Consider the following 22,306-nt stretch of genomic DNA (forward strand, 5'->3'; position numbering starts at 1 on the left):
GCATCCGGAATCAGGGGATCGTCCTCCGGAACGTGAGGAACGAGACGCCCATCAGTACGGCGATCCCGAGCAGGCCCCACAGCGCCAGGCCGAGTGCGCCGAGGGAGTTCAGTGCCGTGCCGACCTCGGCCCACAGCTCGAGCCGGTTGATCAGGAACAGCAGGCCGACGAGGATGAGCCCGAGTGCGACTCCGATGATCGTCAGGGTCAGGGCGCCCCAGCGCTTGTAGATCGTCGCGCCCGTGAACCCGATCACGAAGAAGAACAGCGCGAGGGTGAAGTAGACGACGAAAGCGACGAAGGGGCCCGCCGCCCACACCCACGGCAGGTGGAACATCCAGCCGTTGATGCCGTAGCCGTCGGTGAGCAGCTCGATGCCCCCGCCGATCACGAACAGCACGCCCATGAAGGCGCTGCCGAGAACCGCCGCGAGCATCGTGCCGATGAAGAACTCGCGGCGGGTGATGCTGATCGCCTGTGAGAAAGGGAAGGTGAGGGTCATCGCCGACATCCCGACCGCGAAGAACACCCACAGCGGCGCCTGTCCGCCGCCGCCGTACTTGGGGGTGTCGACCGGGATCAGCGCGTAGATCAGCACCGAGACCAGCGTGGCGCCGGCGAGCACGATCAGCGGCACCCAGATGAAGGTGGCGCGGTTGATGAGCTGCAGCCGGACGACGTTCAGTGTGCGCCGCATCAGCGGACCTCCTCGGTGACGGCGGTGTCGGATTCGACGGCATCGGATGCCGCCGGCGCGGCGTTCTGCTGCGCAGCATCCTGCTTGCCGGCGTTCTGGGTGAGCCGCACGATGAGCTGCTGCAGCGAGACGGTCGCGACGTCGAGATCGGCCGCGGCGATCGCGGCGCGATCGTCGGCGGTCAGATGCCCGAGTACCGTGATCGACGCGACGCGGCCGAGCTGCTCGCGGTGGATGATCTCGCGCCCGGCGGCCCAGGCCTCGACGCGGGCGGCATCCCCGACGATGGTCGAGGCGCGGCCGCGGACGGCGTCGGTGTCTTCGTCGAGCAGGATGCGGCCCCCGTCGATCACGATGATCTTCTCGATGAGGTTCGACACCTCGTCGATCAGGTGCGACGACAGGATGATCGTGCGCGGGTGCTCGGAGTAGTCCTCGAGCAGCCGGTCGTAGAAGATCTGCCTGGCGACCGCGTCGAGTCCGAGGTAGGGCTCGTCGAAGAAGGTGATCTCGGCGCGCGAGGCGAGGCCGATGATCACGCCGACCGCCGAGAGCTGGCCGCGCGAGAGCTTCTTGATCGGCGTCTTCAGCGGCAGCTGGAAGTCGGCGATCAGCTGCTCGGCGAGGGTCTGATCCCAGTTGCGGAAGAACAGCCGCGCGGCGCGGAACGCGTGCGTCGGCGTCGCGTCGTCGGGGTACTTCTGGCTCTCGCGGACGAAGCAGATCCGGCTGAGCACTCCGGCGTTCTCGTACGGCTGCTCGCCGAAGACGAGCGCCTCGCCCGAGGTGGCGAAGTTCTGGGCGGTGAGGATCGACATGAGCGTGGTCTTGCCGGCGCCGTTGCGTCCGAGCAGTCCGTAGATCGTGTCCTTCTCGATCGACAGCGAGACGCCGTCGAGCGCGACCGTGTCCTTGTAGCGTTTGGTGAGGTTGCGGACCTCGATGACGGAGGTCATACGGGGCTCCCTTCGGTTGATGCTGAGCGCGAGACGATCCCCGAGCGCTCGCGCAGCAGTGTGGTCAGGTCGTCATCATCGAGCCCCAACGTGTGGGCTTCGGCGATGAGGGGGTCTATGTAGCGTTCGGCGAACGCGGTGCGGCGCTCGGCGAGCAGGATGCCGCGGGCGCCGGGCGCCACGAACATGCCGATGCCGCGGCGCTTGAGCAGCACGCCCTTGTCGGTGAGGCGGGCGACGCCCTTCGCGGCGGTCGCCGGATTGATCCGGTAGAACGCGGCGAGCTCGTTGGTCGAGGGGGCCTGGCCGTCCTCGGCGAGGGTGCCGTCGAGGATGGACTCCTCGATCGCCTCGGCGATCTGGATGAACAGCGGCCTGCCCTCGTCGATCACGATGCCTCCGGTTAGGTGGTTAGTTACTCGACTAACTAACCAGGTAACCGGGTCGGTGTCAACCCCGGGGTCACCCGCTGCTCGGTCCCGTATGAGTTCGTGCCGCGTCGCGCGCGTTCAGGCGGCACAAACTCATACGGGAGCAGGGGACCGGCCGCGCGGATCGCGACCTGGAGAGCCGCCCGCGAGCGACTACTTCATCGTGAAGTCGTAGCGCTCCGGCACGGGACAGTCGGGGAACGCCTCGCGCCACAGATCCGACATGCTCAGCTCGCCCTCGCGGATGTCGGGCACGTCGAACTCGTCCGTCAGCATCCGTCCGGCCGCCTCGCGATCACCGTCGGCCAGCGCCGCACGGATCGCGAGCACGCGGAACCGTCCGAGCTCGCGCATGTCCGCCGGAAGCGAGGCCACCAGGCCACGGGCGTCGGCCGCGCGACCGGTCGCCAGCAGCGCCTCGCCGAGCTCGCGCGCGAGCGGCACGACCGACGGCGCCAGCGAGCGTGCATCGGCGAGGTGGCCGAGGCCGGCATCCTCATCCCCGGTGGCGAGCAGCGCGAGCCCGAGCCCGCGCAGCGCCCAGGCCGAGCGGCGCTGCCGCACCGATGCCTGATACCCCGAGATCGCCGCAGAAAGATCCCCGCGCGCGTGCGCCATCACGGCGCGGTGGTAGTTGGTCATCCACGTCGACGGAGCCTCGGCGAGCAGCCGCTCCCATCGCGGCCCGGCCACGTACGACGGCGGCGCGACATCAACGTCGACCGCCGCCGCTTCGTCGCCGGAAGCCGCCGCCGCGAGACCGAGAAGCCCGCGCCAGTACGCGGCATCCTCACCGGCATCCGCGTCGAATCGCACCCCGGGCAGCCCGTCGAACCGCATCCCGAGCCGCTCCGACAGCGCCTGCTCCAGCGCACCCCACGGCGACCCGTTCGACAGCATCCGCTCGGGGGCGAGACCGGCGGCGGCTGCCAGCCGCACCGGTCCGTCGGATGCCGCGGATGCCGCCTTGCGCAGCGCCGTGCCGACGCGCTCGCCGGCCTCCGTCCAGTCGCCGGACGGGTCGTCGATGTGCAGCGGCAGGAACGACTCCTGCCATTCCCAGGTCGCTCCGGCGGGCATCGGCAGGTGCTCGTACTGCGTCGTGGCGAGCCCGCCCTGGATCTCGAAGTAGGCACCGGTCTCGCCGCCGAGCCAGTCGCACCAGTGCCTGCCGCCGGTGGTGTCGCCCCACACGAAGAGCTTGCGACCCTTCAGTCGCGCTGTCGACACGTGCCCGAGGCCCGAGCCGTCGGGTTCGACGGCGGCGATCCACGGCTTCTCACCGTCCGGCAGATCGTGGAACCAGTCGGCGGCGGCCGGAGCGGATGCCGGGAACGACACGTCCTCTGCCGTGAGGTCCACCCGCGACAGCGACCCGTCGTACCCGGTCTTGTACGCGTGGGTGGCGGCGGTGAACACGCGTGAGCCGGGCGTCTGGGCGACGGCGATGTTCGTCCACCAGTAAATGCCCGTCTCGACCGGATGCGGATTGCGCACCCGCACCTGCACGTGCAGCGCGGGAACTGCCGCGTCGAGCGTCGCGTCGATCTGCGCGATGAGCCCGCGGATGCGCTCGTACTCCCACATCCGCAGCACCGGCTCGCCGTCGGCGCCCGTCACCTCGGCGGCGTACAGCGTGTCGCAGGTGAGCGGCCAGTGCCCGCGCATGCCGATGTTCCACTCGACGCCGCCCGAGAACCAGGCGTTGCGCAGCGCAAGGTTCGCCGGCTGGAACATCGCGTTGCGGTACACGAGGTCGCGCCCGGTCGTCTTGTCGAAGAGCCGTACGATGCGCCCGCCGAGGTCGAGGGCGAACTCCGCGCGCAGGTGGTCGTTCTCGAGCACGGCCAGCCGCATCGGCGCCGGGGTGCGCTCGCGGGAGTATGCGTCCTGCAGCAGATAGGGGTGGATGCTGGTGACCTGGCCGTACGCGATGTTCGCGGCGATGTCGTCGGGTAACCCCCTGGTCGACGCCCGGTAGGGCGGCTCGGGCATCGCGGCCACGGCGGGCAGCGGGTTCCGCGCGCCGACGGGCGCGGACGGCAGGACCTGATGGGCGATCGACAGTGAAGCGGCCATGCCCCACCGTATCGGCCCCCGCGCCCCCGGGGCGGGACGGGATGCTCCTATGGATGTCAAGTCCGGATCAGGGTGTAGTAGATCTCTCGGGCGATGAGGCGTTTGAGGCAACGGATGATGTCTTTCTTGGTGAGGCCTTCTTCGGTGCGTCGGCGTGCGTAGGCCTGGGTTCTCGGATCCCAGCGCAGACGGCAGAGGACGATGCGGTAGAGGGCCGCGTTCGCTTGTCGATCGCCGCCGCGATTGAGTCGGTGTCGGTGGGTCTTCCCGGACGATGCGGGGATCGGAGCGGCCCCGCAGAGCATCGCGAACGCGGCCTCGGAGCGGAGACGGTCGACGTTCTCCCCTGCAGTAACGAGCAGCTGCCCGGCGACGTCAGCACCGACGCCGTTCAGCTCCAGCAGGGCGGGGTTGATCGCGGTGACGAGGGGTTCGATGATCGCGTCGAGTTCGACGATCTCCTCGACCAGCGAGGCGTGCCGTCGCGCCAGCGCGCGTAGGGCGATCTTCGTCGCCTGCTCAGGCTCGCCCGCACGGGCCGTGTCGGGGCGTAGCGCCGCGCAGGTGCACAGCAGCTCCCGATCCGAGAGGTGCCGAAGACGCTCGCGGAGCTCGTCGGGTGCAGTGACCAGCAGGGTCTTGATGCGCCGGGTGCAATCAGCGCGCTGGTCGACCGCACTCCGTCGCGCGACACGCAGATTTCGGAGCGCTTCGACCTTCCCGGTGCGGTCTTTTGGAACTCCGGTGCGGACCCGAGCCAGCCCTGCACGGGCTGCAGCCTCCGCATCCAGCGGGTCGGACTTCCCCGCGAACCGACGGGCCTTCCGGTCAGGCCGGTCGATCTCCAACAGATCAACCCCAGCACCGCGCAGATACCGGGCAAGCCCGGCACCGTATGCGCCGGTGCCCTCGATCGCTGCCAGCAGCACGACCCCGAACGCCACGGCCCAGCTCAGCAGCGCCGCATACCCAGTCATGTCAGCAGGGAATTGCTGGCAACCCAGCAGCCGGCCAGTCGTATCGATCACCGCGGCCGTATGCGTGTCCCCGTGGGTATCGACTCCGACAGTTACCTCGATCTGGTCATCTTCGACTTCTCGTGCGATGGTGGTCATCGCCGTTCCTCTCACTCAATCGGACAGAACGGCACGCACCGCCGAGAGCGAGTGGACAAGACAGTGATGGGTGCCTGCTGGCACAGGCTCCTATGAGGTCACAACCCTCGCACGGTGAGTGCAAGGCAGCCCCGCAGCGAACGACCGACAGATCCCGTTCAAGACCCGAAGTCAGTCAGACGCAGAGTCAGGACGACCGCTGCGGGGCTCCCACCACCATCATCACTGTCAGCCGCGCAGGTCGCGGCGCGCGAGCGCGAAGGCGGATGCCGCAGCCAGCGCCACCGCGATCCCCCACGTCAGCAGCAGGGCGGGCACATCGACGCCGTCGCGCAGCGGCGGCTGCCGGTACACCCAGGCGTACGGCGACAGCGCGTTCAGCCACTCCAGGTCTTCGGACTGCTTCGCCACGGCCTGGAACACGTACCCGAGCACGGCGATCCCCGCGGCGACACCGGTCGCCCACGCGCGCCGGCCGGTCAGCGCCCCGGCCAGCAGCCCGGCCGCGGCGCTGAGGAACGCCAGCCCGGTGAGGGCGAGGACGGCGCCGACGATGTGCGGCGGGTGGATGCCGAGCTCGGCCGGCTCGTTCAGCGCGAGCACGATCACCCCGGAGACCGCGCCCAGCCACAGCAACCGCAGCAGCACCGACACCGCGGACTCCGCGGCGTACTGCATCCGTCCAATGCCGTGGGCGAGATCCAGCTCGAGCCGCCCCGATTCCTCGGCGCCCGCGATGGCCGCCGACCCCCACAGCACGGCGGCGATGGTCAGCAGCAGAAAACCCATCAGCCCGTAGAACGTGCTCTGCGCGTAGCCCGCACCGGTGGCGATCTGGTCGTATCCGAGGGTCTGGACGAGCTCCTTCGGCAGCGCGCCGATGATCGCCTCGAGCTGCCCGTTCGCCCCGAAGCTCGGGTACAGCGGCAGGTACAGGAACAATACGGCGGCGATGCCGAGGCTCCAGCCGATCAGGCTGCGCCAGGATTCCCGGATGCTGCGCCGGAGCACCGGCAGCGCCGCACTCATCGCGTCCCTCCCCGCTCTCCCCCGCCGAGACCGGAGCCAGGCGAAGAAGACGCTGACGTACGGCCGTACAACCGCAGCACACTCTCCTCCAGATCCGGCTCCTCGACGGTCAGCTCGTGCACAGTCATCCGGGCGAGCGCCTTCACGAGCGGATCGATCGCCCCCTCGACGGTCGCGCTCAGCTGCACGATGCCGTCCCGCGGCTCGACCACGAGCTCCGTCACCCCGGGCATCCGATCGAACAGGGCGCGCACGCCGGCGGCATCCGCTCCCTCGATCGCGGCACGCACCCGGCGCACCGATCCGAGTCGCAGCGACGACACGTCGCCCTCGGCGACGATCCGTCCGCTCGCGAGCACCGACACCTGGTCGGCCGTCTGCTGGATCTCGCTGAGCACGTGCGAGCTGAGCAGCACGGTCTGACCGGCATCCCGCGCCTCGCGCGCCATCGCCATGAACTCGCGCTGCATGAGCGGGTCGAGGCCGCCCGTCGGCTCGTCGAGGATCAGCAGCTCGGGCCGGTGCATGAACGCCTGGATCAGCCCCAGCTTCTGCTTGTTGCCCTTCGACAGGTCGCGCACCGGACGCGACAGGTCGACTCCGAGGCGTTCGGCGAGCTCGGCCGGGTATCCGCGGGCGACGGGTCCCGAGACGCCGGCGTAGAAGGACAGCATCCGGTGCCCGGTGACCCGGCCCTCCAGCCGCAGCTCACCCGGGACGTATCCGATGCGGCGGCGCAGGCGCGCGCCGCCCCGCCGCGGATCCTCAGCCAGTACCCGGATGCTGCCGGCCGTCGGCCGGATGATGTCGACGAGTGTGCGCAGGGTCGTCGTCTTGCCCGCGCCGTTCGGCCCGATCAGGCCGTGGATCGACCCCTGCTCGACCCGCATGTCGAGCCGCTGCACGGCCACGTGCGAGCCGTACTTCTTGTGCAGGCCGGAGATGTCGATGACGACGCTCATGATGCCTCCCTCTTGGCACGGTAGACACCGCGCGGCGGGCCGGTCAAGAGCGCGCGCAAGGTGGTGTTCCGCGGCGTGGCGGGTGGGCGTAGCATCCTGCTATCCGGCCGCTGGGGCGCCCTCGATCGATCGTGCCGATTTCGCGGTCCGCGACGAGAGAGGAATGGGATCATGCCGCTGTACATGGACGTCCACACGCTCGGCGACGCCGTGAAGCTGGAGGACGTCGCCAAGGCGCACGCCGCCGACCTCGAGCACCAGGACGAGCACGGGGTGAACTACCTGAAGTACTGGGTCGACGAGGACGGCGGGAAGATCTTCTGCCTCGTCGACGCACCGGATGCCGAGGCCGCCAACACCGTCCACCGCGAGGCGCACGGGCTGGTCGCGGACGAGATCCACCTCGTGCGGGAGGGCGCCTAGCCGCGGCGGATAGTGTGAGCGGGTGCCCGAGTTCGACTACAGCCGCCTGCGGCGGTTCCCCGACGTCGAGGCGCCGAACCTGCAGGCGTGGGATGCCACCGACGAACTGCTCGTGCAGCACGCGCTCGATGCGGGCGTGCCCGGCGCCGAGATCGCGGTGATCGGCGACGAGTACGGCGCGATCACGCTGGCACTGGCGGATGCCGGCCTGCACGGCATCCGCGTGCACCAGGACCTCGTGACCGGGCGGCGGGCACTCGCGAACAACGTCGCCGAGTTCGGTCTCGGGACGTCGTCGTTCGCGGCACACGAGCTCGACGCGAACCTGCTGTCGGGTGCGCGGCTGGTGCTGCTGCAGCTTCCGAAGACCCTCGCGGCGCTCGACGAGATCGCGGATGCCGTCGCCCGATGGGCCGCACCGGATGCCGTGCTGGTCGCCGGCGGGCGCGTCAAGCACATGACCCTCACGCAGAACGACGTGCTCGCGCGTCACTTCGGCGCGGTGCAGCCGCAGCGCGCCGCGCGCAAGTCGCGTCTGCTGGTGGCATCCGATCCACTCCGCGACCGCGAGAAACCACTTCCGGCGCCGGAAACCACGACACACGTGATCTCTCGTGACGGAAGTGGTTTCTCACCGGGGGAGTTCGTGCTGTGCGCGTACGGCGGGGCGTTCGCGGGGTCCAAGCTCGACATCGGTACGCGGGTGCTGCTGGATGCGATGGGGAGTGGGGCCCTTCGCGCGTCTCAGGGGGCTGGCGTCAGGGTGATCGACCTGGGGTGCGGGACGGGGGCGCTCGCGGCGGCGTTCGCGCTGCAACATCCGGATGCCGTGGTCATCGCGACCGACCGATCGGCCGCGGCCGTCCGGTCGGCCCGGGCGACCATGGTCGCGAACGGCCTCGCCGACCGGGTCGAGGTCACGCTCGACGACGCCGGTTCCGAGCTGCCGGATGCCGGCGCCGACCTCATCCTGTTGAACCCGCCGTTCCACCTCGGTGCGAGCGTGCACGAGGGTGCGGGCAGACGCCTCATCCAGGCCGCGGCGCGGCTGCTGCGACCGGGCGGAGAGGTGTGGACCGTGTTCAATTCGCACCTCGATCACCGGCGCGCGCTGACCCGCGATGTGGGGCCCACCGAGCAGGTCGTGCGCACCCCGAAATTCACCGTCACACGCAGCATCCGGCGCGGTTGACGGCGTATCCTGCCCCGACGCGACACGCCGAGAACCCCCGGTGAGACCGCGAAAACCGGCGAGGGATTTGCCACCGGATCAGCCATTCGTTAGCGTGGACAGGTGGTCGAGGGACCACAGAACCAGTCCGCGGCCGCGTCCTTCTTTCGACCCGAGCTGTGCACCGAAGAGGCGCGGGCGTACGGTCGATGCTTCTTTGCGGGGATCCGAAATCCCCGACCGCGCCGTCAGTACAGCGTTTGTCGAAACGGCCTTGTGATCATCACCCGGACGTTACCGAAGCAGGCCCGCCGAGACCCTGGAAACAGGTGAGCCTGCCGGGGGAAACGTGTCCGATACCGCTCTCGAAGCGCACCATCTCTACAAGGTCTTCGGCCGCAATCCGCAGCAGGCGGTCAAGCGGCTGAAGGCCGGCGAAACCCGAACCGACGTGCTCGACGCCGGAACCGCCGCCGTGATCGACGCGAGCTTCACCGTGAACCGCGGTGAGATCTTCGTGATCATGGGCCTGTCCGGATCAGGCAAGTCCACCATCATCCGCATGCTCAACGGTCTGCACGACGTGACCGACGGCACCATCACCATCGCCGGTGACGAGATCACCGGCATCCCCGCCTCGCGACTGCGCGAGATCCGCCGCGACCGCGTGTCGATGGTGTTCCAGCACTTCGCGCTGCTTCCGCACCGCACGGTCGCAGCGAACGTCGCCTACCCGCTCGAGCTCAAGGGCATGTCCAAGGCCAAGCGCCTGCGCAAGGCCGAGGAGATCCTCGCGCTCGTCGGCCTCGAGGGCTGGGGCGACAAGCTGCCCAGCGAGCTCTCGGGCGGCATGCAGCAGCGCGTCGGCATCGCCCGCGCGCTCGCCGCCGACACCGACATCCTGCTCATGGACGAGGCCTTCAGCGCCCTCGACCCGCTGATCCGCCGTGAGATGCAGGAGCAGCTGGTCGAACTGCAGGCCAAGCTGCAGAAGACCATCGTCTTCATCACCCACGACCTGAACGAGGCCATGTTCCTCGGCGACCGCATCGCCGTGATGCGAGACGGCCGCATCGTGCAGATCGGCACGCCCGAAGACATCCTCACCGACCCCGCCAACGACTACGTCGAGCAGTTCGTGCAGGACGTCGACCGCGCCCGCGTGCTCACCGCGGCGAACGTCATGGAGCGTCCGCGTCCGGTCATCGCCGAGACCGCGGGCCCCCGCACGGCCCTGCGCCAGATGCGCGACGCGTACATGTCGGCGACCTACGTCGTCGGTCGCGATCGCAAGCTCATCGGCATCGTCACGGACCGGGATGCCGTGAAGCTGGTGCGCCGCGGCGAGACCTCGCTCGCGTCGATCCTGAAGCCGGCCACCCAGACCGTGAACGAGGACGACGTGCTGATGAACCTGTTCATCCCCTCGGTCGAGTCGCCGCTGCCGCTCGCGGTGACCGACGACGACGACCGGCTCGTCGGCGTCATCCCGCGTGTCACCCTGCTCGCCGCGCTCGGCCCCGGGCCCGGCGCGACCGGCGAGCTCACCCTGCCGCTGAACCCGATGCCGCAGGCGGTCATCGACGAGGTGCTCGCCGAGGCCTCGGCGGCGGTCGAAGAATCAGCGGATGCCGAGACCGGCACCGCCACGAACGCAGAGGAGGTGCGTTGATGGAAGGATTCCGCATTCCCATCGGTGAATGGGGCAAGTTCGTCGTGGACTGGATCCGCGACAACCTCGACTGGCTGACCGACGCGATCTCGGCGTTCGTCGGCTTCCTCGTGAACGGCCTCGCCGAGATGCTCGTCGCGCCGCCCGCCTTCGTCATGATCGCCGTGTTCGCGCTCATCGCCTGGGTGGTGCGCTCGTGGCAGCTCGCCGTCGGCACCGCCCTGATGTTCTTCGTCATCCTCGGCATCGACCAGTGGGAGACGTCGATGCAGACCCTGGCGCTGGTGCTCATCGCCACGCTCGTCACGGTCGCGATCGCAGTGCCGCTGGGCATCTGGGCGGCACGCAACGACGCCGTCAGCACGGTCATCAAGCCGGTGCTCGACCTCATGCAGACCATGCCCTCGCTGGTCTACCTGATCCCGGTGATCATCTTCTTCGGTCTCGGCTTCGTGCCGGGCGTCATCGCCACGGTGATCTTCTCGCTGCCCCCGGGTGTGCGACTCACCGAGCTCGGCATCCGCGGTGTCGACGCCGAGACGGTCGAAGCAGGGCATGCCTTCGGCGCACGCCCGGGACAGATCCTGCGCGGCGTGCAGCTGCCGCTGGCGATGCCGACCATCATGGCCGGGGTCAACCAGGTGATCATGCTCGCGCTGTCGATGGCCGTCATCGCTGGTATGGCCGGCGGTCCGGGCCTGGGCAAGGAGGTCGTCGCCGCGCTGTCGACGATCAACGTGGCCCTCGGCATCGAGGCGGGCCTTGGCGTCGTGTTCATCGCGGTCTTCCTCGACCGCGTGACCGCGGCGCTGGGCAACCCGGCGGGAGCGCGCTCGTCGCTGCTCGGCATCCTGCGCCGTCGCCGTGAGGACGCACGGCGCGTCGCGGCCACGGCATCCGCCCGGATCCCCGAGACCGCCGCCGCCATCTGACCAGCAGTACCCCTCCCACACAGCAGTACATACGGAACGCGTGAGACATACGTGAAGAAAGAAGGAAGCACCATGAACAAGAGGCACCTGACTGCAATCGCGGCGCTCGGCGCTGCGGCATCCCTCGTCCTGACCGGCTGCGCCGGCGGCGCGGGCTCCGGCTCCGACGATGGCGGAGCGGCTCCGACCAGCGACGAGAAGGGCACGATCACGATGGGGTTCCTCCCCGCGTGGACGGATGGCCTGAGCACGGCGTACCTGCTCGCCGACCAGCTCGAGAAGCTCGGCTACACGGTCGAGATGGAAGAGGTCGTCGACGCCGGCCCGCTGTACACCGCGCTCGCGCAGGGTGACATCGACATGTACCCGTCCGCCTGGTCCGAGGTGACGCACGCCTCGTACATGGAGGAGTACGGCGACAAGATCGAGGACCTCGGCACGTACTACGAAGGTGCTGTGCTGACACTGGCCGTGCCGGAATACCTCGAGGACATCAACTCGATCGAGGACCTCAAGGGCAACGCCGAGATGTTCGACGGCAAGATCGTCGGCATCGAGCCGGGTGCGGGACTGACCAAGCAGACGCAGGAGGTCGCGATGCCCGAATACGGGCTCGACGACTACGAGCTGGTCACCTCGTCGACCGGCGGCATGCTCGCCACGCTCGACACCGCCGTCGCCGCCGAAGAGCCCGTCGTCGTGACGCTGTGGCGTCCGTTCTGGGCCAATGACGCGTGGCCGCTGAAGGACCTCGAGGACCCGAAGGGCGCCATGGGTGAGACCGAGGGCCTGCACTTCCTGGGCAAGCAGGGCTTCGCCGAGGAGTTCCCCGAGGCCGCCGAGTTCATCGAGAAGATCAAGCTGACCGACGAGCAGTACGGCGCTCTCGAGAGCCTGGTCACCTCGGACGAGTACAAGGACAAGTCGGCGGATGCCGTCGACACCTGGCTCGAGGAGAACGGCGACTCGATCGACTGGCTCGTCACCGAGTAACCCCTCCCCTTCCGCCGAAACCCCTCGTGGTTGTCGAAACCCCTCGTGATTCGCGTGATTCACGAGGGGTTTCGGCGCTGGTGAGGGGTTTCGGCGGTCAGAGTTCGGGATGCTGCGGGGGCGCGGGGGTCAGGAGGGGGCGGCGGTCACCAGGGGGTCGGGGGTGGGGTGGGTGAGGGTGCCGTGGGTCTCGGTGGGGAAGCCGTTGCGGACCCAGTACTCGTAGCCACCCAGCAGCTCGCGCACGTCGAGGCCGGCGGCGAGCAGGATGCGGGCGGTCTCCGTGGCACCGTTGCATCCCGGCCCCCAGCCGTAGACGATCAGCGTGCGATCGCGGGGCAGGTCGTCCAGGCGATCGTCGATCGCCGTCTTCGGCAGGTGCAGGGCACCGGCGATGTGCCCGTGCTCCCACGACTCCAGGCGCCGAGTGTCGACGAGCACTGCGGCGCCCGCCGCCACCTCGCGCTCAGCGGCGACGATGTCGATGTCGTACGCGAGACGCGCGTCGACGACGGCGAGCCTGGCCGCGATCACAGCATCCAGCTCGGCACCACCGCGACTCGCGCCGGACCCGGTCACTTCCGCCCCGTGCCCTCGAGCAGCCCGGCGAGCAGCGGCAGCTGCGCGGCATCTTCGAGGGCCGATCCCACCGCGACCACGCTGGCGCCGCCGCGCAGGTACTCGCCGGCGTTCGCGGCGTTCATCCCGCCGGTCGCGACGAACCGCGCCTGCGGGAACGGCCCGCGCATCGCCCCCAGCCACGGCACACCCAGCACCGAGGCGGGGAACGCCTTCAGCCAGGTCAGCCCGGCTTTCATGGCCAGCTGCACCTCGGTCGCGGTGCCGACGCCCGGGATGCTGAGCATCCCGGCCTCATGCGACGCGCGCACGACGTCGAGGTCGAGGCCGGGGCTGACGGTGAAGGCCGCGCCCGCGGATGCCGCCTGGGCGACGTGCTCGGCGGAGACCACGGTCCCCGCGCCGACGACCTTGCCTCGTTCCCTGCCCGCGGCCGCGACGACGCGCAGCGCCTCGACGTCGTCGGGGGTCTGGATGGGCAGCTCGACGACGTCGATGCCGAGATCCCACGCCGTGGTCGACACGGCGAGGCTCCGCTCCGCGCCCATCCCGCGCAGGATCGCCATCAGCGGCGCGCCGGCGAACAGCTTCTCGAATCCGGAATTGTCCATGAGCATCCTTCTCCCTCTATGCGGTGTCATTGAGTGCGGGGCGTCAGTCCGCGGCATCCGCGACGGCTTCCGCGACACCGACGACGTCCTCGGTGGACTGCAGCACGAGGTGGGCGCGCCGGTGACCGCCCTGCAGACGCTCCTCCGCTTCACCTCCGGCGAGCCGGGCGGCGAGCCAGCCGGCCGCGAACGCGTCGCCGGCGCCGACGGCCTCGACGACGTGCGTCGGGATCGCGGGCACGAACGTCGCGCCCGCGTCCGAGAATTCCGTGGCGCCGACGTCGCCGTCCTTGACGATCAGGTGCGCGGGCGCGGGGATCAGCTGCCGCACCTCGTCCGGCGTACTGCAGCCCCACAGCGTCTGCGCCTCGTCGAGGCCGACGAACACGATGTCGGCGCGGTTAGCGAGATCCCGCAGCACGGGTGCGGCGACGGATGCCGGCCACAGGGCGGCGCGATGGTTCACATCGAAGCTCAGCGCGGTCGCATCCGTGGCGGCGACACGGTCGATGACCGCGTCGATCATCGCCGCGCACTGCGGCGAGAGGGCGGGCGTGATGCCCGAGACGTGCACGATCGCGGCCTGCTCGAGCGGCACGGCGGCGAGGCTCTCCGGAGTCATCCGCGAGGCCGCCGACCCGGCGCGGTAGTAGTGCACGCCGTGGCCGGGGTCCTTGAAGTAGACGCCGGTCGGCGCCTCGGGGTCGAAGACGACCCAGCGGCCGTCCACGCCCTGGCAGGTGATCGTGCGGTGCACGCGGTGCCCGAGCACGTCGTCGCCGAGGGCGCTGACCCACGCGGTGCGATGGCCGAGGGATGCCACGTGCGCGGCCACGTTCGACTCGGCACCGCCGACGGTCACCCGCACCTCCTCGGCGTCGGCGAGCCGGGTGGCGTCGCGGGGTGTGAGGAGCGTCATCGTCTCGCCGATGGCGAAGAGCTCGGGGGCTGCGGTGTGATCCATGCTGTCCATGATGTCGAGTGCGGCATGCCCTGGGTCGGGCCCGCCTGGGTGGGATCTACCGGCGGGCCCGCGCCTCGTCGAGGTAGCTGTACGCGGTCACGCGCGAGATGCCGAGCCGCTTGGCGATCGCCTCGACCGACTTGCGCATCTGCGTCGCACCGCGCTGGTCGAGGCGCTCGAGCACGGTGATCTTGTCGTCGCGCGACATGTTCTCCACCGGCCGGCCGATCTCGCGGATCGCGTCGCTGATCATCGAGTCCATCACCGCGACGAGGTCGGTGCCGAAGTGCTCCTTCGGGGCGTCGACGGGCTGCTCGGTGGCGGGCAGGATCGCGGCGAGCATGTTGCGCGCCTGCTGCAGCGGACTGAGGTCGACGTTGATGCACAGCGAAGCGATGATGTCGCCGTCGGCGTTGCGGAAGTACACCGATGAGCAGCGCAGCTCGCGCCCGTCGCTGGTGTAGGCCGTGTAGCCGAAGGCGTCGTGATCGCCGCGCCGGTCCTTCATCACGTCCAGCCCCAGCGAGGTCGAGGGTCCGCCGACCGTGCGGCCGGTGACGTGACCGTTCTCGATCGCGACGATCGTGTGGCCGAGGTCGACGTCGGCGCCGTCGAGGTTGTGCAGCACGACCTCGACGGTCGGGCCGGCGGCGGTCGCGAGCGCGCGCATCACCGGCCGGTACAGGCGTTCGACCTCTTCGGCGCTCTCGTACGTCTGACGGGAGATCTCGCCGGCGAGAACCTCGGCGGCGTCTTCGACTGGGGTGCTGATCGTCATCGCTCATCCATTGAACAAAAAATTCGGTCGATAGACAGATTGTCTATTTCAATGCTAGCTTAGCGTCGCCCGACCCGAGACGTCGAGGCCGCATCGGCCGTCGCACGGTCTACATCATCGGATGCCTCGGATTCGCGGCCATGGTGTACCCCGCGTTCGCGCTGTTCACCACCGGCAACATGTGGCTGATCTGGCTGGGTCAGATCCTCGGGTTCGTCGTGTTCGGCGTCGCCATGCAGGCCACGCTCGCCACGATGCTCGCCGAGATGTTCGACGCCGAGGCGCGCACCACCGGCGTCAACATCGGCTACCAGATCTCCAACACGCTCGGTGGCGGCCTCGCGCCGTTCATCTGCACCGCGCTGGTCGCCGCCGCAGGTGGCGCGTTCTGGCCGGTGGTCGTGTACGCCGCGGTCATCGCCGTGGTCGGAGTGATCGCCACGATGCTCGCCTCGATCCGCCCCGACGTCGAGGGTGCGGGCCGGCTGCACGAGCTGGCCACCGCGACGGTCCGCACCGAGCCCGTCGAGCCGGGGACCCCGGCCTCTCCGGCCGTCCCTGGCGTGGCGGCCGCGCCGAGCGTCGGCGCGGACCGAGGCTGAGATCACGCCCGGCGGCGACGCCGGAATGAACACCGGAAAGATCTGAGAGAAGGAGCCTGACGTGGTCCACGTCGACGACACACCCCTGACCGCACGGGACAAGGGCCTGCCCGCCAGGGCGGCCGGCACCACGGCGGCGGAGTTCCTCGCGACGGGACCGCGTCTGGCCGAGTTCTGGACCCCGCTCATCGCCCTCGATGACGCGGCCATGAACGCCAACATCGCGACCATGGCCGCGTGGTGCGCCGAGCGGGGTCTGGACATCATGCCCCACGGCAAGACCACCATGGCGCCCGCCCTGTGGCAGCGGCAGCTCGACGCCGGAGCCACCGGCATCACGCTGGCGACCATGGGGCAGGTGCGCACCGGCCGCGACCTCGGCCTCGACTCGATCATGCTCGCCAACGCGGCAGTCGACCCGAGGTCGCTGGCGTGGCTCGCCGGTGAGCTGACCGACCCGCAGTTCCGGTTCACCAGCTGGGCCGATTCCGTCGCGACGGTCGAGGCGATGGAGCACGGACTGCTCGCCGCCGGCGCCCCGCGTCCGGTCGACGTGTGCGTCGAGCTCGGCGCGGCCGGCGGCCGCACCGGCGCGCGCTCGATCGACCAGGCGGTGCGCATCGCCGAGCGCATCGCCGCATCCCCCGCGCTGCGGCTCGCGGGGGTCGCCGGGTACGAGGGCAGCCTCGCGCACGACCGCTCGCCGGCCGCGCTCGCGGCGGTGCGCTCGTACCTCGAGGCTCAGCTCGAGCTGCACGCGGCACTCGCCTCGCTCTACGACGACGGCGAGGTGCTCGTCACGGCTGGGGGCAGCGCCTATTTCGACGTCGTCGCCGACGTCTGGGCCGGTGCCGTCAGCACCGGATCGGATGCCGTGAGCGGCGGATCGGATGCCGCGAGCGGCGCCACCCGAGCTGCCGGCGATGCCAGCGGATCGGATGCGGCGAGCGGCGCCACCCGCGCAGCCGGCCTTGCCGGCCGGACGCGCTTCACTCTCCGCTCGGGCGCCTACATCGTGCACGACGACGGCTTCTACCGCGGCATCTCCCCGTTCGACGAGGGAGCGGCCGTGTCCGAGGCCGGGGCCGCCGGCACGGCATCCGGTGCCGCGGCATCCCCGCGCTTCGTCAACGCCATGCACGGCCTCGCCCGGGTGGTGTCGAGTCCCGAGCCGGGGCTGGCGCTGATCGACGCGGGCAAGCGCGACCTGCCCTACGACGAGGGGATGCCGATCCCGCGCGCCTGGCGGACCGAGGCGACGCCGACGCAGTCCGGCTCGCCCGCGGCATCCTGGGGTGCGCTGACCGGCGCGCCCTGGCATCCGCTCGAGGGTGAGATCTCGGCGATGAACGACCAGCACTCCTACCTGCGCACGACCGAGCCGCTCGCGATCGGATCGGTCGTGCGGCTCGGGCTCTCGCACCCCTGCACGGCCTTCGACAAGTGGCGGGTGCTGCCGGTGGTCGAATCCGCCGAGTCCGACCTCGTCGTCGACCTCATCCGCACCCACTTCTGAGGCCGGCCATGACGAGCAGAACAGTCATCCGCGGCGGTGCCGTGGTCACGGCATCCGGTCCGGTCGCCGCCGACGTCGCGATCGACGCCGGCGAGATCACCGAGGTCGGTCACGTCGATCCGCTGCCCGGTGACGAGGTGGTGGATGCCGCCGGCCGCCTCGTGCTGCCCGGGTTCATCGACGTGCACTCCCACGCCGACGGGCTGCTGTCCGACCCCGACGTGACCCTGACCCTGCTGCGTCAGGGCGTGACGACCGTGATCGCCGGGCAGGACGGCGTCTCATACGCACCCGGCGACGGTGCCTACGGCTCGGAGTACTTCGCCGCGATCAACGGTCCGCATCCGACGTACCACGGCGGAGGGGTGGCCGCGTATCTGGCATCCGTCGACGGCGCCTCGGCGATCAACGCCGGCTTCCTCGTGCCGGCGGGCACCGTGCGGTTCGAGGTGTGCGGCCGGGCCGATGGCCCGGCGACCGATGAGGAGCGGCAGCGCATGGCCGCACTCGTCGCGAAGGGCATGGATGACGGCGCCCTGGGGCTCTCCACCGGGCTCGACTACGTGCCCGGGATCTTCCAGGACGCCGGCGAGATCGCCGCACTGTGCGCACCGGTCGCGCAGGCCGGAGGGGTCTACGTCACGCACATGCGCGGCGGATACGAGGCGAACACCGCCGCCGGCATCGCCGAGATCGCCGAGATCGCGCGCCTGGCCGGCTCCGCGTCCGGGGCGGGGCCGGGGCCGGGGCTCGACGTGCACATCTCGCACTTCCACGCCGACGCCGACATCGTGCTCGGCCAGCTCGACGCGCTCGAGCAGGCGGGGGTGGATGCCACCTTCGACGCATACCCGTACATCCGCGGCTGCACGCTGCTGGGCATGCCGCTACTGCCGCCCGAGGTGTCGATGCTGCCGCAGCGCGAGGCCGTCTCCGTCATCGCCGATCCCGCCCGTCGCGCGGCGCTGCGCGAGGCCTGCACCGCCAGGGCCGAGCAGAGCGCGAGCCTCGGACCGGACTGGCCCGACATGATCACCCTGGCGCACGTCGCGGCGCCCGAGCTGGACTGGGCGCACGGGCTCACCCTGCACGCGGCCGCGGCCCGCGCGGGCGTCCCGCCGATCGACTTCGCCCTCGACGCGCTGGTCGCGTCGCGGATGGAGTGCAACGCCGTGATGGCGGTGCGCAGCCCCCGCCCCAGCACCGAGCTGGCCCGCATCTTCGCGCACCCGGCCCACACCGGCGGATCCGACGGCATCTTCATCGGCGCCCATCCGCACCCGCGTGCGGCGGGCACCTTCGCCCGGTACCTGCGCGAGTTCGTGCGCGAACTGGGCACCTGGAGCTGGGCCGACGCCGTGCACCACCTGTCGGCGCTGCCCGCCCGGCGCTTCGGGCTCGGCCGCCGTGGCGCCGTCGAGGTCGGCGCGGTCGCCGACCTGGTGCTCGTCGACCCGGATGCCGTCGCCGACGCCGCCACCTATGAGAACCCCACGGCGCGCGCCGTCGGAATCGACGACGTGTTCGTCGCCGGCGTGCGCGTCCTCACCGGGGGCGCACTGACCGGAGCACTTCCCGGGCGCGGGCTGCGCCGCAGCACCTGAGCCCCGCTCCCCACAGACCTACCGCCAAAAGAAAGGAAAGCAATATGCCGAAGAACGGTTTCCACACTGAGGGCGTGCCCGCGCCGGCCGGCCCCTACAGCCACGCGGTCGTCGCCAACGGATTCCTCTACACGGCGGGCTTCGGCCCGCAGGATGCGGCGAACGGCGATGCCGTCGCCGACAACGTCGCGGATCAGACCCGTCAGGTGCTGCGCAACATCCAGACGGTGCTCGCCGTGCACGGCCTGACGATGGATGACGTCGTCAAGTCGACGGTGCACCTGCAGGACCTCGCCGACTTCGCCGAGTTCAACGCCGCGTACGAGGAGTTCTTCACCGCCCCGTACCCGGTGCGCACCACGGTCGGCTCGCAGCTGGCGAACATCCTCGTCGAGATCGACGTCGTCGCCGCCTTCCCGCAGGCCTGAGTTTTCTTCAGCATCCGTCCGCCGAAACCCCTCAGGGGCGTCGAGACCCCACCGCAGATACGTATCTCAGGTGGGGTCTCGACGCTCAGGAGGGGTTTCGGCGTGCAACGGAAGGGGGCTTGCGGGAAAGGGCGTCGAGGGTAGCCTGCGGGCATGGACGGATTCGCCGCCGTCGAGTTCGGCTTCGCCCGCGAGGTCCTGCAGCGGGGCATCGCGGCACTGTACGTGGTCGCGTTCCTGTCGACGCTGAACCAGTTCCGCCCGCTGCTCGGGGAGCGCGGGCTGCTGCCCGCCCCCGATCTGCTCGCGTGGGCGACGTCGTCCAAGATCAGAACGCGGATGCTGCGCCCCACCCTGTTCTCCCGCATCCGCTACACCGACCGCCGGCTGGTGGCGCTGTGCTGGGCCGGGATGGCGATCGGGGCGCTGCTCGTCGCCGGCATCCCGCAGCTGGGGCCGCCGTGGCTGCCGATGATCGGTTTTCTGCTGTTGTGGCTCGGCTACATGTCGATCACGAGCATCGGGCAGACCTTCTACTCGTTCGGGTGGGAGATGCTGCTGCTCGAGGCTGGGTTCCTCGCCGCGTTCCTGGGCTCGGCGGATCAGCCGCCGCCGACCGTGGTGATCGCGCTGTTCTGGTGGCTGCTGTTCCGGCTGGAGTTCGGCGCGGGCATGATCAAGATCCGCGGCGGACGGGAATGGCGCGACCTCACCGCACTGATGTACCACCACGAGACCCAGCCGATGCCGGGGCCATTGAGCAGGCAGGCGCATCTGCTGCCGAAATGGTTCCACCGCGGAGAGGTCGTCGGCAACCACTTCGCGCAGCTGGTCGTGCCGTTCTTCCTCTTCGTGCCGCTCGTGACCCTCTTGGCCCCTGCCCTTCGACAGGCGCAGGGACCCATCCAGTCCGTGCCGCTGCTCATCGGCACGGTCGCCGCGACGATCGTCATCCTCACCCAGCTCTGGCTGATCGTCACCGGCAACTTCGCGTGGCTGAACTGGGCCACGGTCGTGCTCGCCTTCTCCGCCTTCGCCCTGCCGGCCTGGGTCTTTGGGATGGCCTGGGTCCCTGAGCCTGTCGAAGGGCCCCAGCTCAACGGCATCCCCCTCTACTGGATCATCCTCACCTCGGCCGTCGGCATCCTGTACCTCGTGCTCAGCTGGCCGGCGCTGCGCAACCTGTTCGCGCGCCGTCAGCTGATGAACGCAAGCTTCAACCGCTGGCAGCTCGCGAACGCGTACGGTGCCTTCGGCACCGTGACCAAGCGGCGCGTGGAGTTCGTCGTCGAGGGGACGCGAGATGTGGATCCGGATGCCGCCGACTGGCAGGAGTACGAGTTCCGGGGCAAGCCGGGTGATGTGCGCCGCATCCCGAGGCAGTTCGCGCCCTACCATCTGCGGCTGGACTGGCTGATGTGGTTCCTGCCGCTGGGGCACTCGCTGGACGACTGGTCCACGGTGTTCCTCGTGCGGCTGCTCGAGGCCGACCCGCCGACCCTGCGGATGCTGCGCCACGACCCGTTCGCCGGGCACCGCCCCCGCTGGGTGCGCGTGGTCACCTACCGGTACCGCTTCGCGACCCGCGCCGAGCGCCGGGCGGAGGGCATCGTGTGGGTACGCGACCAACGGCGGGTGCTCGCGCGCCCGCTCGGCTATGAGCGCTGACGCGTCGTCAGGTCTGAAGGACGGCTGGAACTCTGAAGGATGCTGGGTGCCGAGGCGTCCTCCAGAAGTGCGATCTTCCTTCAGAGTTGTGCGAGCACGACCGGATGCCCTGAGGCGAGCGACGCGTAGGCGGCATCCACCACCGCGACGGCCGCGACGCCGTCCTCGGGAGTGACGCGCGCCGGGGCGCCGGTGCGGATCGCCTCGACGAAGTCGGCGAGCTGCGCGCGGTACGGGTCGTTGCCGGGTGCCGACGCCGGGCTCCCCTCGCCCGCCAGCTCGGACGTGTCGACCGACAGGGTGCCGCGATCGCCGACGATCTGCACCTCGGAGTGGAAGGGCACCTCCGACCCGGCCCAGTCGCCACGCACGTGGCTGACCGCGCCGTTCGCGTGCCACAGCGTGACGTGCGCCGACACGGGCGGCTGCACGGTGTCGTCGACGGCCGGTGGATCCTGCGTGGCCGACACCTCAACGACGGGGCCGGCGAGCCACAGCGCCTGGTCGAGATCGTGGATCATCAGGTCGCGGATGAGCCCGCCGCCGGCATCCTGCGAGTAGAACCAGGCCGACGCCGGGGCCGCGACCGTGCGGCGGAACGTGAGCTCAGCCATCGTCCCGACTGCTTCGCGCTGCTCGTACAGCCGCCGGTACCCCTCGAAGTAGCGCACCACGTGCGCCGGGAACAGGCGCACGCCGGCCGCGACCGCGGCATCTGCCATCTCCTGCGCCTCGGCGGCGGTGACCGCCAGCGGCTTCTCGCACACGACGTGCCGGCCGCGGACGAACGCCTCGCGGGCGACGCTCACGTGCGTCGCGGTCGGACTGACGATGTCGATGACGTCGGACGCGTCGATCAGGTCGCCGAGATCGTCGACCACGCGGATGCCGTACCGGGCGGCGAGGTCGTCGGCGCCGGTGCGCCGCAGGATGCCGATCTCGGCGCCGAGCGCCAGCCAGCCCTCGATGTGCGGCGGGGCGATGCCTCCGGCCCCGACGATGCCGACGCGCAGCGTGGTGTCCATGCCGCCGAGCCTACGCTCCGCCCCCTCTCGCCGAGACCCCTCGTGGTTGCCGAGACCCCTCCGCATTTGCG

General features: G+C 70.1%; 22 protein-coding genes. 10 read left to right on the forward strand and 12 right to left on the reverse strand.

What is annotated here, in order from left to right; all coding sequences use genetic code 11:
- Positions 1-10: 10 nt before the first annotated feature.
- From H7694_RS16515 to H7694_RS16545, 7 genes are all read right to left on the reverse strand, one after another.
- Entirely contained in the window at positions 11-697 is a 687-nt protein-coding gene (locus H7694_RS16515; RefSeq protein ID WP_193597515.1) for a hypothetical protein, read from the reverse strand.
- Positions 697-1,653, reverse strand: a complete 957-nt coding sequence (locus H7694_RS16520; protein WP_193597516.1) for an ABC transporter ATP-binding protein — start codon at positions 1,651-1,653, stop codon at positions 697-699. Before H7694_RS16520 ends, H7694_RS16515 begins: the two co-directional genes overlap by 1 nt.
- Positions 1,650-2,045, reverse strand: coding sequence for a GntR family transcriptional regulator (locus tag H7694_RS16525; RefSeq protein WP_193597517.1), 396 nt, complete (start codon positions 2,043-2,045; stop codon positions 1,650-1,652). The genes H7694_RS16520 and H7694_RS16525 overlap by 4 nt, the downstream gene beginning before the upstream one ends.
- Positions 2,046-2,237: 192 nt before the next feature.
- Complete coding sequence (locus H7694_RS16530) at positions 2,238-4,163, reverse strand: DUF5107 domain-containing protein (protein ID WP_193597518.1); 1,926 nt, start codon at positions 4,161-4,163, stop codon at positions 2,238-2,240.
- Positions 4,164-4,219: 56 nt separating this feature from the next.
- Positions 4,220-5,278, reverse strand: a complete 1,059-nt coding sequence (locus H7694_RS16535) for an IS110 family transposase (RefSeq protein ID WP_193597519.1) — start codon at positions 5,276-5,278, stop codon at positions 4,220-4,222.
- A gap of 228 nt (positions 5,279-5,506) precedes the next feature.
- Entirely contained in the window at positions 5,507-6,307 is an 801-nt protein-coding gene (locus H7694_RS16540; protein WP_193597520.1) for an ABC transporter permease subunit, read from the reverse strand.
- Positions 6,304-7,269, reverse strand: coding sequence for an ABC transporter ATP-binding protein (locus H7694_RS16545; RefSeq protein ID WP_193597521.1), 966 nt, complete (start codon positions 7,267-7,269; stop codon positions 6,304-6,306). Before H7694_RS16545 ends, H7694_RS16540 begins: the two co-directional genes overlap by 4 nt.
- A 171-nt stretch (positions 7,270-7,440) precedes the next feature.
- Between H7694_RS16545 and H7694_RS16550 the strand changes: the two genes are divergently transcribed.
- The 5 genes from H7694_RS16550 to H7694_RS16570 all read left to right on the forward strand — a co-directional run bounded on the left by H7694_RS16550 (position 7,441) and on the right by H7694_RS16570 (position 12,460).
- Positions 7,441-7,692, forward strand: a complete 252-nt coding sequence (locus H7694_RS16550; protein ID WP_193597522.1) for a DUF4242 domain-containing protein — start codon at positions 7,441-7,443, stop codon at positions 7,690-7,692.
- A gap of 22 nt (positions 7,693-7,714) precedes the next feature.
- Positions 7,715-8,884: a class I SAM-dependent methyltransferase gene (locus tag H7694_RS16555; protein ID WP_193597523.1), complete on the forward strand. Its 1,170-nt coding sequence runs from the start codon at positions 7,715-7,717 to the stop codon at positions 8,882-8,884.
- Between the two features lie 328 nt (positions 8,885-9,212).
- Positions 9,213-10,535: a quaternary amine ABC transporter ATP-binding protein gene (locus H7694_RS16560; protein ID WP_193597524.1), complete on the forward strand. Its 1,323-nt coding sequence runs from the start codon at positions 9,213-9,215 to the stop codon at positions 10,533-10,535.
- Positions 10,535-11,467 carry an ABC transporter permease gene (locus H7694_RS16565; RefSeq protein WP_193597525.1) on the forward strand — a complete coding sequence of 311 codons (933 nt, stop codon included), beginning with the start codon at positions 10,535-10,537 and terminating at the stop codon, positions 11,465-11,467. Before H7694_RS16560 ends, H7694_RS16565 begins: the two co-directional genes overlap by 1 nt.
- 72 nt (positions 11,468-11,539) lie before the next feature.
- Positions 11,540-12,460: a glycine betaine ABC transporter substrate-binding protein gene (locus H7694_RS16570; protein WP_193597526.1), complete on the forward strand. Its 921-nt coding sequence runs from the start codon at positions 11,540-11,542 to the stop codon at positions 12,458-12,460.
- Positions 12,461-12,589: 129 nt separating this feature from the next.
- On the opposite strand, the gene H7694_RS16575 is transcribed toward H7694_RS16570, so the two are convergent.
- Genes H7694_RS16575 through H7694_RS16590 form a run of 4 tightly spaced genes read right to left on the reverse strand, consistent with a single transcriptional unit; the run spans position 12,590 to position 15,392 of the window.
- Complete coding sequence (locus H7694_RS16575; protein ID WP_193597527.1) at positions 12,590-13,039, reverse strand: rhodanese-like domain-containing protein; 450 nt, start codon at positions 13,037-13,039, stop codon at positions 12,590-12,592.
- Positions 13,036-13,650, reverse strand: a complete 615-nt coding sequence (locus H7694_RS16580) for a bifunctional 4-hydroxy-2-oxoglutarate aldolase/2-dehydro-3-deoxy-phosphogluconate aldolase (RefSeq protein WP_227468193.1) — start codon at positions 13,648-13,650, stop codon at positions 13,036-13,038. The genes H7694_RS16575 and H7694_RS16580 overlap by 4 nt, the downstream gene beginning before the upstream one ends.
- Before the next feature lie 43 nt (positions 13,651-13,693).
- Positions 13,694-14,614 carry a sugar kinase gene (locus H7694_RS16585; RefSeq protein WP_193597529.1) on the reverse strand — a complete coding sequence of 307 codons (921 nt, stop codon included), beginning with the start codon at positions 14,612-14,614 and terminating at the stop codon, positions 13,694-13,696.
- Between the two features lie 55 nt (positions 14,615-14,669).
- Positions 14,670-15,392: a transcriptional regulator gene (locus H7694_RS16590; RefSeq protein WP_193597530.1), complete on the reverse strand. Its 723-nt coding sequence runs from the start codon at positions 15,390-15,392 to the stop codon at positions 14,670-14,672.
- 92 nt (positions 15,393-15,484) lie between these two features.
- On the opposite strand from H7694_RS16590, the gene H7694_RS16595 reads away from it, so the two are divergent.
- The 5 genes from H7694_RS16595 to H7694_RS16615 all read left to right on the forward strand — a co-directional run bounded on the left by H7694_RS16595 (position 15,485) and on the right by H7694_RS16615 (position 21,210).
- A complete protein-coding gene (locus tag H7694_RS16595) occupies positions 15,485-15,994 on the forward strand; it encodes a hypothetical protein (protein WP_413782946.1) in 510 nt (169 codons plus the stop codon).
- Between the two features lie 61 nt (positions 15,995-16,055).
- The gene (locus H7694_RS16600) at positions 16,056-17,510 is read left to right on the forward strand and encodes an alanine racemase (protein WP_227468194.1); all 1,455 of its coding nucleotides are present in this window, start codon (positions 16,056-16,058) and stop codon (positions 17,508-17,510) included.
- Between the two features lie 8 nt (positions 17,511-17,518).
- Positions 17,519-19,114, forward strand: coding sequence for an N-acyl-D-amino-acid deacylase family protein (locus H7694_RS16605; protein ID WP_193597532.1), 1,596 nt, complete (start codon positions 17,519-17,521; stop codon positions 19,112-19,114).
- 44 nt (positions 19,115-19,158) lie between these two features.
- Positions 19,159-19,542, forward strand: coding sequence for a RidA family protein (locus H7694_RS16610; RefSeq protein WP_193597533.1), 384 nt, complete (start codon positions 19,159-19,161; stop codon positions 19,540-19,542).
- 153 nt (positions 19,543-19,695) lie between these two features.
- Positions 19,696-21,210 carry a lipase maturation factor family protein gene (locus tag H7694_RS16615; RefSeq protein WP_193597534.1) on the forward strand — a complete coding sequence of 505 codons (1,515 nt, stop codon included), beginning with the start codon at positions 19,696-19,698 and terminating at the stop codon, positions 21,208-21,210.
- A gap of 80 nt (positions 21,211-21,290) precedes the next feature.
- On the opposite strand, the gene H7694_RS16620 is transcribed toward H7694_RS16615, so the two are convergent.
- Positions 21,291-22,235, reverse strand: coding sequence for a Gfo/Idh/MocA family protein (locus tag H7694_RS16620; RefSeq protein ID WP_193597535.1), 945 nt, complete (start codon positions 22,233-22,235; stop codon positions 21,291-21,293).
- Positions 22,236-22,306 lie beyond the last annotated feature (71 nt).

The sequence above is a fragment of the Microbacterium sp. YJN-G genome, from assembly GCF_015040615.1.
GTDB lineage: Bacteria > Actinomycetota > Actinomycetes > Actinomycetales > Microbacteriaceae > Microbacterium.